13 protein-coding genes and 2 tRNA genes are annotated in these 12,673 nt (G+C 63.9%); 11 read left to right on the top strand and 4 right to left on the bottom strand.

The genetic code is table 11. The annotated features are described in order from the left end of the window. The first annotated feature begins 24 nt into the window (after positions 1 to 24). The 3 genes from QAZ47_RS19240 to QAZ47_RS19230 all read left to right on the top strand — a co-directional run bounded on the left by QAZ47_RS19240 (position 25) and on the right by QAZ47_RS19230 (position 2,725). Entirely contained in the window at positions 25 to 1,077 is a 1,053-nt protein-coding gene (locus QAZ47_RS19240) for an ABC transporter substrate-binding protein (RefSeq protein ID WP_278230406.1), read from the top strand. A gap of 122 nt (positions 1,078 to 1,199) precedes the next feature. Continuing rightward, positions 1,200 to 1,973 carry an ABC transporter ATP-binding protein gene (locus QAZ47_RS19235; RefSeq protein WP_278202286.1) on the top strand — a complete coding sequence of 258 codons (774 nt, stop codon included), beginning with the start codon at positions 1,200 to 1,202 and terminating at the stop codon, positions 1,971 to 1,973. Continuing rightward, positions 1,970 to 2,725 carry an ABC transporter permease gene (locus tag QAZ47_RS19230; protein WP_278202285.1) on the top strand — a complete coding sequence of 252 codons (756 nt, stop codon included), beginning with the start codon at positions 1,970 to 1,972 and terminating at the stop codon, positions 2,723 to 2,725. The genes QAZ47_RS19235 and QAZ47_RS19230 overlap by 4 nt, the downstream gene beginning before the upstream one ends. A gap of 273 nt (positions 2,726 to 2,998) precedes the next feature. Here QAZ47_RS19230 and QAZ47_RS19225 read toward each other — a convergent pair whose 3' ends face one another. Continuing rightward, the gene (locus QAZ47_RS19225; protein WP_278230405.1) at positions 2,999 to 4,177 is read right to left on the bottom strand and encodes a M24 family metallopeptidase; all 1,179 of its coding nucleotides are present in this window, start codon (positions 4,175 to 4,177) and stop codon (positions 2,999 to 3,001) included. A gap of 220 nt (positions 4,178 to 4,397) precedes the next feature. Here QAZ47_RS19225 and QAZ47_RS19220 point away from each other — a divergent pair, with 220 nt between their 5' ends. From QAZ47_RS19220 to QAZ47_RS19200, 5 genes are all read left to right on the top strand, one after another. Next, positions 4,398 to 5,564, top strand: a complete 1,167-nt coding sequence (locus QAZ47_RS19220; protein WP_278230404.1) for an ROK family transcriptional regulator — start codon at positions 4,398 to 4,400, stop codon at positions 5,562 to 5,564. After that, entirely contained in the window at positions 5,561 to 6,325 is a 765-nt protein-coding gene (locus QAZ47_RS19215) for an ATP-binding cassette domain-containing protein (protein ID WP_278074039.1), read from the top strand. Before QAZ47_RS19220 ends, QAZ47_RS19215 begins: the two co-directional genes overlap by 4 nt. 40 nt (positions 6,326 to 6,365) lie before the next feature. Next, positions 6,366 to 7,406, top strand: coding sequence for a sugar ABC transporter substrate-binding protein (locus QAZ47_RS19210; protein ID WP_278202282.1), 1,041 nt, complete (start codon positions 6,366 to 6,368; stop codon positions 7,404 to 7,406). Positions 7,407 to 7,521: 115 nt separating this feature from the next. After that, entirely contained in the window at positions 7,522 to 8,517 is a 996-nt protein-coding gene (locus tag QAZ47_RS19205) for an ABC transporter permease (RefSeq protein ID WP_278202281.1), read from the top strand. A 13-nt stretch (positions 8,518 to 8,530) separates the two neighbouring features. Further along, positions 8,531 to 9,301, top strand: coding sequence for an SDR family oxidoreductase (locus QAZ47_RS19200; protein WP_278202280.1), 771 nt, complete (start codon positions 8,531 to 8,533; stop codon positions 9,299 to 9,301). A gap of 23 nt (positions 9,302 to 9,324) precedes the next feature. On the opposite strand, the gene QAZ47_RS19195 is transcribed toward QAZ47_RS19200, so the two are convergent. Continuing rightward, positions 9,325 to 9,400: transfer RNA gene (locus QAZ47_RS19195), tRNA-Val, on the bottom strand. 218 nt (positions 9,401 to 9,618) lie between these two features. On the opposite strand from QAZ47_RS19195, the gene QAZ47_RS19190 reads away from it, so the two are divergent. After that, positions 9,619 to 9,695: transfer RNA gene (locus tag QAZ47_RS19190), tRNA-Asp, on the top strand. A 279-nt stretch (positions 9,696 to 9,974) separates the two neighbouring features. On the opposite strand, the gene QAZ47_RS19185 is transcribed toward QAZ47_RS19190, so the two are convergent. Beyond that, a complete protein-coding gene (locus QAZ47_RS19185) occupies positions 9,975 to 10,364 on the bottom strand; it encodes a hypothetical protein (protein ID WP_278202279.1) in 390 nt (129 codons plus the stop codon). Between the two features lie 339 nt (positions 10,365 to 10,703). Between QAZ47_RS19185 and QAZ47_RS19180 the strand changes: the two genes are divergently transcribed. Beyond that, a complete protein-coding gene (locus QAZ47_RS19180; protein WP_278202278.1) occupies positions 10,704 to 12,050 on the top strand; it encodes an FAD-binding oxidoreductase in 1,347 nt (448 codons plus the stop codon). Between the two features lie 247 nt (positions 12,051 to 12,297). Next, a complete protein-coding gene (locus QAZ47_RS19175; RefSeq protein WP_278202277.1) occupies positions 12,298 to 12,459 on the top strand; it encodes a hypothetical protein in 162 nt (53 codons plus the stop codon). Between the two features lie 13 nt (positions 12,460 to 12,472). Here the strand turns inward: QAZ47_RS19175 and QAZ47_RS19170 are convergent, their stop codons facing one another. After that, a complete protein-coding gene (locus QAZ47_RS19170) occupies positions 12,473 to 12,571 on the bottom strand; it encodes a putative RiPP precursor (protein WP_278074032.1) in 99 nt (32 codons plus the stop codon). Between the last annotated feature and the right edge of the window lie 102 nt (positions 12,572 to 12,673).

Raw genomic sequence — 12,673 nt, 5'->3', positions numbered from 1 at the left:
AGAAGTCTTCAACAGGAGCGAAAAATGAGTGGGAACCGAGACTGTGAATTGAACCGCCGCACTTTCGTGAAGGGCGGCCTCGCAGCGGTCGCGGCCGCGTCGGCCGGCATGCAGCTGGTGCTGACGCCCAGCGCCAGGGCGGCCGGCAAGGTCGTCATCCAGTATGACTGGCTGATGTCCAACGGCCAGATCGGAGACATCGCCGCCGTCGCCAACGGTTATTTCAAGGATGCAGGCCTGGAGGTCGAATTCAGCCCAGGTGGCCCCAACGCTTCGACCGTGCCGCCGGTCGTCTCTGGAGCTGCCCAGCTCGGCCAGTTCTCCGAAACACCGCAGCTCTATGCCGCGCGCGCCAGCGGCGTACCGGTCAAGATCATCGCCTGCGGCTTCCGCACCGGCCCCTATGCGCTGACCTCGAAGCCGGGCAAGCCGATCCGCAATGTCGCAGACCTCAAAGGCAAGAAGATCGGCATCCAGCCGACAGCGCGTTTCGTCATCGACGAGATCCTGGCCAAGAATGGCATCGATCCGTCCGAGGTCACCATCGTCAATGTCGGCTTCGACAAGGCGCCGCTGGTGCGCGGCGATGTGGACGCCATCGGCGGCTGGATCACCAACACCCAGGCGCTCAGTGTCGTCGGCGATGACCGCGTCGACCTTTTGGTGCGCGATCTCGGGCTTAGCTCCTACGCCGACGTCTATTTCGCCACCGACAAGGCAATCGAGGAAAATGCCGACACTCTGGCGAAGTTCATCGGCGCCGTCGGCAAGGGCTGGGGCTGGGTGCATGCCAACCCGCAGGAGGCCGTCAAGAAGATGATTGCCGCCTATCCGGAAATGGATCTCGGCTGGGAAGAGAAGACCGTCAACCTAGTGCTCAAGCTTTCCTTCGACGGCGCGACCGCCAAGGACGGCTGGGGCACGTTCGATCCCGCCTCGATAGAGGAGCAGCTGGCGCTGCTCGACAAGGTCGGCCAGTATCCGAACGGGAGACCGGCCGCCAAGGACGTCTACATCACCAAGATCCTGGAGCTCTCGGCTGCCGACCGGCCCAAGCTCGACGCGCCCGCGGCCTAGAGCATGATCCCGAACCGAAGGTCAGCGTAGCAAAAAAGTGGGAACCGGGTTTCGGAAAAAGATCATGCTCCAACAAGGAGGTAGATCAGCATGACGATTCAACCAAACGTCATGCCGATCTAATGGCGAACGCTATCGAAGCCCAGAGGCTCGATGTCGGCTACGGCGGCCGACAGACGGCCGTCAAAGTGCTTTCCGGCCTCGACTTGACCGTCGCGGCCGGCTCCTTCCTGTCGATCCTCGGCCCGTCGGGATGCGGCAAGTCGACCTTGCTGAGGGTGGTAGCGGACCTGCTAGACCCGCTCGGCGGCACGATCAGCGTGCTTGGCGCCACACCGCATGCGGTGCGCTCGCGCCGCGATGTCGGCTTCGTGTTCCAGGATTCCACCCTGTTGCCCTGGCGCACGGTGCGCGACAATGTGCGGCTGCCGCTCGGCATCGGCCAGCGCAGACTGACGCGCAGGATCGAAGACCGAAGTGCGGAACTTTTGGAACTGATGGGGCTGGGCGGTCTCGGTGAACGCCTGCCGCATCAGCTTTCCGGCGGCCAGCGCCAGCGTGTCGCGATCGCCCGCGCCCTGCTTGGCGAGCCCAGGCTGCTGTTGATGGATGAGCCTTTCGGCGCGCTGGACGAGATCACCCGCGACCGCCTCAACGACGAATTGCTGGCGCTCTGGCGGCGCGCCGGCACGACGATCCTGTTCGTCACTCATTCGATCGCCGAGGCCGCCTATCTCGGCGAGCGCGTCATCGTTCTCGCCGCCAATCCCGGACGCGTGGTGAAGGATCTCGACATGCGGCCCTTCAAGCAGGAGGGCAATCGCTGCAAGCGCGAGGATGCCGCTATCGTCGCCGCCATGGTGGAATTGCGCGCCGCGCTGGAGCGCGCATCGTGAGACAGACGCCGCTCTCCCCGCAAATGATGATTGCGCTACCCGTTCTGGGCGCGGCGTCGATCCTGTTCGCCTGGCAGTACCTCCTGCCGCTGCTCGGCGTGCCGGCCTATATCGTGCCGGCGCCGACGGCGATCTTCGGCGTCTTCCAGAAGAATTTCGCACTGCTCATCGACAATCTCAGACCGACGCTCATCGAGGCGCTGGCCGGCTTCGTCATCGGCAACCTGGCAGCCGTGCTGCTTGCGGTGCTCTTCGTCCACAGCCGCATCCTGCAGGCCGCCTATTTCCCGATCGTGCTGTTCTTCAACACCATTCCGATCCTGGCGCTGTCACCAATCATCATCCTGATCTTCGGCCTCGGCATGACGCCGAAGATCGTCATCGCCGCGGTGATCTGCTTCTTCCCGACGCTGGTGAACATGATCCGCGGCCTCGATTCGGCAAGCGACAACGAGCACGAACTGTTCCGCGTGCTGTCGGCGACGCGCTCGGAGATCTTCTGGAGCCTGCGCCTGCCACGCGCCCTGCCGATGCTGTTCTCCTCGCTCCGCATCGCCTCGGCCACTGCGGTGATCGGCGCCATCGTCGGCGAATGGATCGGCTCGGACAAAGGACTTGGCGCGCTGATCATCCAGGCGACCTTCAATTACCAGTCCGACCGTCTCTACGCCGCGATCGTGCTCTCGTCCTCGCTGTCGATCGCGCTGTTCTGCATCGTCGTGCTGATCGAGCGCCGGGTGATCAGATACTGAACGGGCGTCGCAGCCGGTCCGTACCCACTCCGCACGAGCCGGTGTTCGCCTTGGCCAGTCCGGTTGCACGGACAGAAAACGGACCGCCGCCGCGGCCGAGGGCGCGGCGCCCGCCTTCAATGCCGCCTCATCGACGCGGAAATCTGGGGTGATGAAGCGGATAGACCGATTCGACCTCCGTTGCGGATTCCAAACCGAAAATCGACCGACGGGCGTCTCTGACAGATGTTGGCCGCAGCGGCGCTGCCGGCAGGGCCTGCCATCGCCTCGCCCTCAGGATTTGACATGGATCTCTCGCGGGAACTTGGTCAGGGTCTCACAGCCGGTTTCGGTCACCAGGATGGTCTCGCTGATCTCGATGCCCCAGCCATCCATCCACATGCCGAGGATGGAATGAACGACGTTGCCGGGCGCAAGCACGGTCTTGTCGCCCGGCCTGAGGCTGATCGTGTGTTCGCCCCAATCCGGCGGATAGGCGACGCCGATGGAATAGCCGATGCGCGATTCCTTCTTCAGCCCATGGCGTTGGATGACCTTGCGCCACGCAGCCTCGACCGCTTCGGCCGACGTTCCCGGCCTGACGGCGTCAAGCACCGCATCCATGCCCTCGATCACCGCCTTGGCGGTGTCCGAGACACGCGTCGGTGTCTTCCCTAGCTGCATCGTTCGCGCCAGCCCGGCCGCGTAGCGGCGGCAGACGCCAGCGAGTTCCAGCGCAATCGTCTCGTTTTCCCCGAACCGCCTGTCGCTCCACATGATGTGGGGGGCCGAAGCATTCTCGCCGCCGAGGATCGTTGGCGGAAGGGCGGTGATATCGCCTGCAAAGTCCGGGCTGCCGGCGATCTGCGCCGCCTGGATGGAGGCAATGGCATCGCATTCGCGCACGCCCGGCGCAATGACTTCGAGGGCCCGCGCGACGGCGGCTTCGGCGAGCGTCGAGGCCTTGCGCAGATAGGCGATCTCGGGCGCGGATTTGACCGCGCGGATCCAGTTCACCAGGAGATCGGCATCATGCCATTTTGCGTTGGGAAGCCCGGCGACGAGCCGGGCATGCCCTTTCGGGGAGAAATAATACGCTTCGAGTTCGATGCCGATATGCCTGTTTCCCCAGCCCTTGGCGACGATCCAGCCCGCGATCCACTCCATCGGGTGGCGGTCGGCCCGTTGAACATGGTCTTCTGGGAAACCGACCACATTCTCAGGCTTCATCCATACCGTCAGAAGACCGCCTGCCGCATCCATGGCGCGGCCGATCCAGACCGGTTCGGCATCCTCGATGGGAACCAGCACCACCTGCGGCGTGTAGAACGACCAGCCGTCATAGCCGGTGATGTAGTGCTGGTTGGCGACGTCGTTGACGATCAGGAGTTCGAGACCACGCTTCGACATTTCGCTGCGGATCTTGCGAAGCCGCTGCTGATATTCGTCGCGGGCAAACGGCAATTCGATCATCTCTGCTCCATGCGTGCTGCGTCAACGGTCGCTGGTTCACTCACCATCACCATCGAGGAGGCTTCGGCGGGGAGCAATCAGCCAAGGCCGCCACGTCGACAGGTCCTAACCCGTCCTGTCGTTCCCCGATTTCAGTGATTTCATCGCCGATTTATTTTTGAATTCCATTTGACTGAATAAATCTTCTCTGCGAACTTAGCGTCAACTGGGAGCGCAGGCGATGGCGTTGCGGGGGACCAATCAGGAGTTCGGACGGCCGTACAACCGGCGCATCGTGCTCGAATCCATTCGCCGCTTCGGCCCGATCGCCCGCGGCGAGATCGCGCGGCATGTCGGCCTCACCGTACAGACGGTGTCGACCATCGTGCGCGAATTGGAAGAGCAGGGCTACATCCTGTCGGTTCGCGAGGAGCCGAAGGGCCGCGGCCTGCCGCCGGCAACGCTGCGCGTCAATCCGGAAGGCGGTTATGCCGTCGGCATCCACCTCACCCCGCTCGGTATCGATGCGGCGCTGATCAACCTCAGCGGCGACGTTATCGAGAGCGCGCATCGCGAAGCGCCCAACGCCGCTCCCGACGATGCATTCGATGCAATCGGCGCCATGGTCGCCGAATTGACCGGCCGCCGCTCGGGCGGCCGCGTCATCGGCATCGGCATGGCGCTGCCGGGACCGTTCGGTGTCGAGCCGATGAGCTTTGTCGGCCCGACCACCATGGCCGGCTGGCAGGAAGTTCCGCTGCGCGAGCGGCTGACCGCCGTCACTGGCCTGCCGGCCTTTTTCGAGAACGACATGGCCGCAGCCGCGATGGGCGAACGCTTCTACGGCCTCGGCACGAAACATTCAGAATATTACTATCTCTACTTCGGCATCGGCCTTGGCGGCACCATGCTGCATGACGGCAGCGTATTGCGCGGCGCCTGGGGCAATGCCGGCGAGATCGGCCACATTCCGGTCGTTCCGGGCGGCGAGCCCTGTCCCTGCGGCAACCGCGGCTGCCTCGAACGCTACATCTCGCTGGAAGCGCGAGGCCGCTGGAGCGGCGATGATGCCGACTGGGTTACCGAGATCGCGCCGGTCTTCCGCAATGCCATCACCATCATCGAAAACCTCTTCGACCCCGAAACGATCGTCCTCGGCGGGCTGGCTTCCCCTGCCCTGCTCGAACGGCTGGCGGCGTCGGCCGAACCGCTGCACAATTCGGTCTCGGCCCGCAGGGATCGCACGGCGCCGCGCATCCTGGTCGCCCGGGGCGGTCAGCATGCAGTGTTGCGGGGTGCGGCCGCGCTTGCCGTTTCCGGCGTGCTTTCCCCGCGCTTCGGCCAGATCTTCACCGCCAAGCGGCAGCGCGAGGGCGACCTTCTGAAAGGCGGAGACATCGCGGCATGAGCGAACCCCTGTTGGTCCTCGACAACGTCACCAAGAACTACGGCGCCATCCAGGCGCTGCGCGGCATCAGCTTTTCGATCGGACGCGGCGAGGTAGTGGCGCTGCTGGGCGACAACGGCGCCGGCAAGTCGACGCTGGTCAAGATCATCGCCGGCGGGCTCGAGCCGACCTCCGGCCGCATGCTGTTCGAGGGCAAGGAGTTCCTTGCCAAATCGCCCGCGGAGGCCAAGGCCGCAGGCATCGAGACGGTCTATCAGGACCTCTCGCTCTGCACCAATGTCGACGTGGTGGCCAACTTCTTCATGGGCCGCGAGATCACCCGCAAGGTGCTGGGCGTTCCGGTGCTCGACGAGCGCGCCATGGAAGCCGTGGTGGCGAAGGCCTTGGCCAATGCCGGCACGCGCATTCCCTCGTTGCGCACCAAGGTCGAGCATCTCTCGGGCGGCCAGCGGCAGGCGATCGAGCTTAACCGCTTCGTCCATTGGGGCGGCAAGCTGGTGCTGCTCGACGAACCCTTCGCCGCGCTCGGCGTCGAGCAGACGCGCCGCGGCCTCGACATGATCCGCCAGGTGGCGAGCCAGGGCATCGGCGTCGTCATCATCACCCACATCATGCAGCAGGCCTTCCAGGTCGCCGACCGGATCGTGGTGATCCGCCAGGGCGTCGTGGCCGGCGACGTTGCCCGCAACAAGACAAGTCCCGATGCGGTGATCAACATGATCACCGGAGAGACGCTCGCCGGTGCCGGACCGGCGGGCTGAGGGACAAATGAGGGGTCCGGCGAAAAGAGGAGCCAACGACATGAAACGACTGCTACTTTCTGTCTTCGGTATCCTGGCCCTGGCATTTGCCACGCTCACGCCGGCATTCGCCCAGTCCAAGGGTACCGTCTACTACCTGGTCCCGACATTGCTCGACGAATTCCAGACCGGCTCGGTGAGCGCGCTGGAATTGTTCCTGAAGCAGGTCGGCTACGAGATGAAGACGCTGAACGCCGACAACAAGACCGACGCCCAGCAATCGCAGATGAACGACGTCATCGCGCTGAAGCCCAAGGCGATCATCCTCGCCGCGGTCGATTTCAACGCGCTGAAACCATCCGTTGAAGCCGCCCGCGCGGCCGGCATCCCGGTGGTCGAGTTCGACCGCCAGATCACCGCGACGCCGTCCGACTTCACCTCCGTCGCCGGCACCGTCGAGATCGGCCACATCGCCGCCGAACAGGCCGAAGCGCTGCTGAAGGCCAAGAACGGCTCGGTCAAGGGCAAGATCCTGCAGGTGCTCGGCGATCCCGGCGACCCGTATACCCTCGACATCCAGAAGGGTTTCGAAGAGAAGATGAAAGCGTTTCCGGACGTCAAGATCATCTCGCTTCCGGCCATGCAGTGGGAGGCGAGCAACGCCGGCACCATCGTCGCCGACCAGATCCTGGCCAATCCAGACATCGACCTGATCTTCAGCCACGCCGCGCATCTTTCGGTCGCCGCCGTCGCCTCGCTGGAGGCCGCCGGCAAGAAGCCGGGCGACGTGATGCTGATGAGCTCGAACGGCGCGCCGGTCGGCCTCGACCTGATCCGCAAGGGCTGGCTGAACGTCGAGGTCGAGCAGCCGCTTTATGCGCAGGCCGCCGCGGTCGCGATGTTCATGGACAAGGTCGCCAACAAGCAGGAGATCAAGCCCGGCGACTATGACGTGCTCGGCTTGAAGTCGGTCGTGACCAAGGAAGCCTGGGGCCCGAACATCAAGATCCCGGGCGCGGCGATCACCAAGGCGAACGTCGACAACCCCGCCTTCTGGGGCAACCAGAAGCCGCCGACGGATACGGTGAAGTCCGTCGAATAGGCTTTGCCGCATCGAGCTCCGGGCCTGCCGGCCCGGAGCCTCTCGGCGCGTCCGCAGGCAGCGGCCGCGCATCCAGTCCTGACGTCAACCGGATCGGCCCTACCCGGATCACATGATGAGCCCACGCACCCGCCATATCCTCGAGCTCGTGCTCGACAATCTCGTCTGGTTCATGCTGGTCTTCGTGCTGGCGGTGTTCTCGATCTTCATTCCCAACTTCTTCCAGCTCGGCATCTTCGCCAACATCATCGAGGCTTCGAGCGTGCTCGGCGTCATGTCGATCGGCCTGGCGCTGGTCATCATCGCCGGTCACATGGACCTTTCGGTCGAATCGGTGGCTGCCCTCAGCGCCATGGCGGTCGGCATCATGTTCTGCTCGTCCGGCATCGGCCTTGGCCTGCAGCTGCATCCGGAGTGGCTGATGGTGCCGGTGTCGCTCGCCGTCGCGCTTGTGGTCGGCGCCGTCATCGGCGTCGTCAACGGCTTCCTCATCGTCAGGCTGAAGATGAGCGCCTTCATCATCACGCTGGCCTCCTACATCTGGGTGCGCGGCCTCGTGCTGGTGGTCTCGGGCGGGCGATCGGCACAGGACCTGGCGCCGGCCATCCGCTGGTTCGGCATCCAGCGCCTCGCCGGGCTGCCGCTCACCGCCTGGATCGCCGTCGGCTGCTTCGTCGTCTTCTCGCTGATCCTGGCCAAGACGCCGTTCGGCCGGCATCTGGTGATGATCGGCGGCAACGAGACGGCAACCTTCCGCGCCGGCATCCGCGTCAACCGCAACCTGATCATCGCCTTCGTGCTTGCCGGCGCCATTGCCGGCCTCGCCGGCTGGCTGCTCGCCATCCGTACCTCCGGCGCCACCGCCAATCTCGGCGTCGGCCTGCTCTTCAACGCCTTCGCAGCCGTCGTCATCGGCGGCGTCAGCCTCAAGGGCGGCGTCGGCACCCTGCCCGGCGTCTATGCCGGCGTGCTGCTTTTGTCGGCCATCAACACCGCCATCAACCTCATGGGCCTGCCGGCCAACTTCACCCAGGTCATCCACGGCTTGCTTGTGCTGGCGGCCGTGCTGCTCGACGCTTTCAAGCAGACCATTCGCCAAAGACTCGCATGACAGGACGGCTCGCATGACTGGACGCATCGAAGGCAAGGTGGCGGCGATCGTCGGCGCCGCGCGCGGCATCGGCAAGGGCATAGCCCAGCGCTTCGCCGAGGAGGGGGCGAAACTCGTCCTTGCCGACAGCGAAGCCGAGGCCGGCAAGGCGAGCGCCGACGAGCTGGGCGCCGCCTTCATCCACACCGACATCTCGAAAATGGCCGACGCGGAAGCGGTGGTGACATTGGCGCTGCAGCGCCACGGCCGTCTCGACATCATCGTCCAGAACGCCGGCATCTACCCCTGGCAGCTCATCGAGAACACCAGTCCGGAAGACTGGGACCGCGTCATGGCGGTCAATCTGCGCGGCAGCTTCAACGCCGCCCGTGCGGCGCTCACGCCGATGAAGGCGCAGGGCAGCGGCCGCATGCTCTTCACCTCCTCCATCACCGGCCCGCAGGTGAGCAGCCCCGGCCACGGCCATTATTCGGCGAGCAAAGCCGGCATCAACGGCTTCATCCGCGCCGCGGCGCTCGAATTTTCCGGCTATGGCATCACCGTCAACGGCGTCGAGCCCGGCAACATCCTGACCGAAGGCATGAAGCTGCACCGCGACGACGCCTTCATCAAGAGCATGGAGGACGCCGTGCCGCTCGGGCGCCTCGGCACGCCGCGCGACGTCGCCAACGCCTTCCTGTTCCTGGCTTCCGACGACGCCAGCTACATCACCGGCACGACGATCGTCGTCGATGGCGGCCAGCTCCTGCCCGAAGGCCAGGATTTCCGCCTGACGCCGCCGTGATTCTTTGATCGGTGCCGGGAAGCTGGTGGGCGATGACGGGCTCGAACCGCCGACATCTTCGGTGTAAACGAAGCGCTCTACCAACTGAGCTAATCGCCCGCTCCGGGCCGGACCTTTAAGCAGTTAGGGCTCCGTTCGCAAGGCCCAATGAACGGCCGGCGCACCCGCTATCCGGCGGATTTCCCCAACGCCGGCTCACTTGTCAAAAAACCTTCCGCTGATTGCCGTTATGCTCACATGCCGCGCTTGACACCCGCAAACGAACCCCTTATCCAGCGCCCCAACGACGAACACGCCTGACACGTGCTCGTCAGTGCGCGGGTGTAGCTCAGTCGGTTAGAGTGCCGGCCTGTCACGCCGGAGGTCGCGGGTTCGAGCCCCGTCACTCGCGCCATTCCCTCTCGGAAATCATTGTATTTATTGTCCTGCTGTTCTGGCGGGGAAAATCATTCGATTTCTCGAGTCCGCATCTTGGCAGCCCGACGAGGCAGGCGAACAACATGGATGTTTGTCTGCCGCGCCCTTGAAATAGCAAGTGTCAAGCTCATCCTTGAGAATGGTGGTGGCGCCGGCGTGGGGTTGAGAAAGGCTTGATCTTCAAGCTCTTTTCTCCGACGGCTCTGAGAGCAGGCGTTGGTCACGCCGGCAGCCATTTATGAAGCTCGTATCTTCGTCAGCCGTTCGGGTAATAGCCGCCGTCGCCGCCACTACCGATGTAGGTGCCTTGGCCGGTGGCATTCTGAAGCCGCTGATCCAGTGCGTTGATCTGCCCTAGCGCCGAACGGTCTCCGGAAGTCAGCGCGGTACGCTGGATGGTATCCGCCTGCTGCATCAGGTCGCGTGCCTGGTCCTGCGTGATCTTGCCGGCTTGCCTTGCCGCTCGGATACCCTGCCTTACGTTCAGCAACTGATCCAACGCCGCTTTCGCCTTTGGATCCGCCGGCACCGATGCCGTGGTCATGGTGTCGACCTTGTGGTGACGGTGCACCGCATAGGCGCTCGAAAGCGGTATGGCCGCGAAGATCGATGCGGCCGCGACGATTTTTGGCATGAAAGAGCGCATGATGGCTTCTCCCTATGGTGGAGGAAGCGGTTGTACCGCTTCTCCGAAATGGGCCGTCTGGTCGCGTCGTGTCGCGATGCAGCCACTCACCGCCGGCGGTTCTCGGCCCGCGACGAGATATAGAGGCCACCCCTGCGTTGAAACGGAGGTGGAACGCAAACGTTATCCGATGTGATCGAGCTTTGAATCGTGGCCGCACATACGTCGGCTACCCGTCTGTTTTGGGCGAATATCGGGCGCTCGCCAAGCAGCTTGTACTTCACCTTCCCTTGAACTGCCTCAAGAAAAGGTGGCGGCCAGTGGGCCATAGCTGTCGTCGTCTTTTTCAGGATGCGCCACTTGCCTACTTTCCCGTTCTCCGAAGCGAACCCCATTCAATATCCCGGTCCCCCGCCGAAAAGTTCGGACGTCGTGATCATCGGCGGCGGCGTCATCGGTGTGACGACGGCGCTTTTTCTTGCGCGGCGCAACATCTCGGTGACGCTGGTGGAAAAGGGCCGGATTGCGGCCGAGCAGTCCTCCCGCAATTGGGGATGGATCCGCAAGCAGGGACGCGATGCGGACGAGCTGCCGATCGTGATCGAGGCCTCCCGTCACTGGCGGCAGTTGGCTGAGGAATGCGGCGAAGACATCGGCTTGAAGCAGACAGGCGTGACCTACCTGGCAAGCTCGGAAGACAAAATGGCCGGCTTCGAAGCATTCATGAAGATCGCCGCCGTCCACAAGATCGACACTCGCCTTCTGAACGCGCAGGAAACCGCTGGCCTCATCAAAGGCATGTCACGCAGTTTCAAGGGCGCGATGACGACACCTTCCGACATGCGGGCGGAGCCCTGGATGGCCGTGCCCGCTCTCGCTCGGCTTGCGGCCCGCAAAGGCGTCAAGATCGTGGAGAATTGCGCGGCGCGAACCCTGGAAATCTCGGCCGGCAGGGTCAGCGGTGTCTGGACCGAGGCGGGTCACATCGAGACGTCCAGCGTTCTGCTCGCTGGCGGTGCGTGGTCTTCCCTGTTCCTGAGAAGACATGGCGTTTCCATTCCCCAGCTCAGCGTCAGGTCGACCGCCGCGGCAACGGAGCCGCTGCCAGAAATCCACGCAGGCGCCGCGGCAGGAGAGCATATCGCTTTCAGACGCCGACAGGATGGCGGATACACGCTCGCTCCGGGAGGCAGCCATTTGCTCTACCTGGGGCCCGACGCATTCCGGCATGCGACGAAATACCTTCCCGCCCTGATCGCCAATCCTTTCGGCTCACGCTATTCGCCGGCCGCGCCGGCGGGTTACCCGGACGGCTGGTCGACGCGACGTCAATGGGCGCCGGATTCCCAAAGTCCCTTCGAAAGAATGCGGGTGCTCAATCCCGCTCCCGAACGTTCCGGTCTGCGTTCGATCGAACGCAATTTCAGGCGCCTGTTCCCGCAGCTCGGGCCGGTCCGCCTAAAGGCGAGCTGGGCAGGCATGATCGACGCGATGCCGGACGTCGTCCCCATAGTGGATCGCGTGCAGGCGATCGTCGGCCTCGTCGTCGCAACGGGTATGAGCGGTCACGGCTTCGGTATCGGGCCGGGAATCGGTCGGGTCGTCTCCGACATGATCCAAGGAAACGAGATTGGGCACGACCTCACCCGCTTCCGCCTGTCGCGCTTTTACGACGGCAGCGCCATTCGGCCAGGCCCTGCTCTCTAGCGGCGTCACGTTCGGTCTCAAATAAAGCTCCAAGCCTCAGTTGTTCAGCTCGTCAGCCGAGCAACGTCTCACCAGGCGGCGTCAACAGATATGCCGCCTGAGCGCACGGCCACGCATCTCCGCCCAAAGCATGTGCTCTGCCGACCTCTCGGAACCATTGCGTAGCTGTCTCGTTCCGCACAGGGACAAAAGACGAGAGATTGAGATGGCTGTGCTATGCCGCTTTTCGATTGACGACGCCAGGGAGGTGGACGAGCTCGCGTTTCAAGAATTGCCGCGGGTTGGCGAAAGCGTGTCCTTGCTGATCGAGGGATCGAACAGGGACCTTCGCGTCATGCGCGTGGTGCATGTTCCCGGCAGCGAGCAAGGCGCGACGACGACGCTCGAACTGACCAGCAAGATTCTTTAGCCGCGCTTCCGGTTCACTCGCCCAATATCACGCCGGAGGCGACGATCTGGGCGGTGCGCGCGGTGAGCTTCTCGCGCCGTACAAGCGTGGGCTTTTCATAGGGCTTTTTCATCTCACCGTTCCGGGAACCGGGCTGCCTTGTGTTCGATCAAGACAGTGAACGCACTCGCACTCGTTGCGTTCCGAGGAGCGGATTGACAGCTGATGTGAGCCG

It is taken from the genome of Mesorhizobium sp. WSM4904 (assembly GCF_029674545.1).
In the GTDB taxonomy this organism is placed as follows: Bacteria; Pseudomonadota; Alphaproteobacteria; order Rhizobiales; family Rhizobiaceae; genus Mesorhizobium.
The sequence above is the reverse complement of the archived record's forward strand: the minus strand, read 5'-3'. Positions and strand labels throughout refer to the sequence as shown.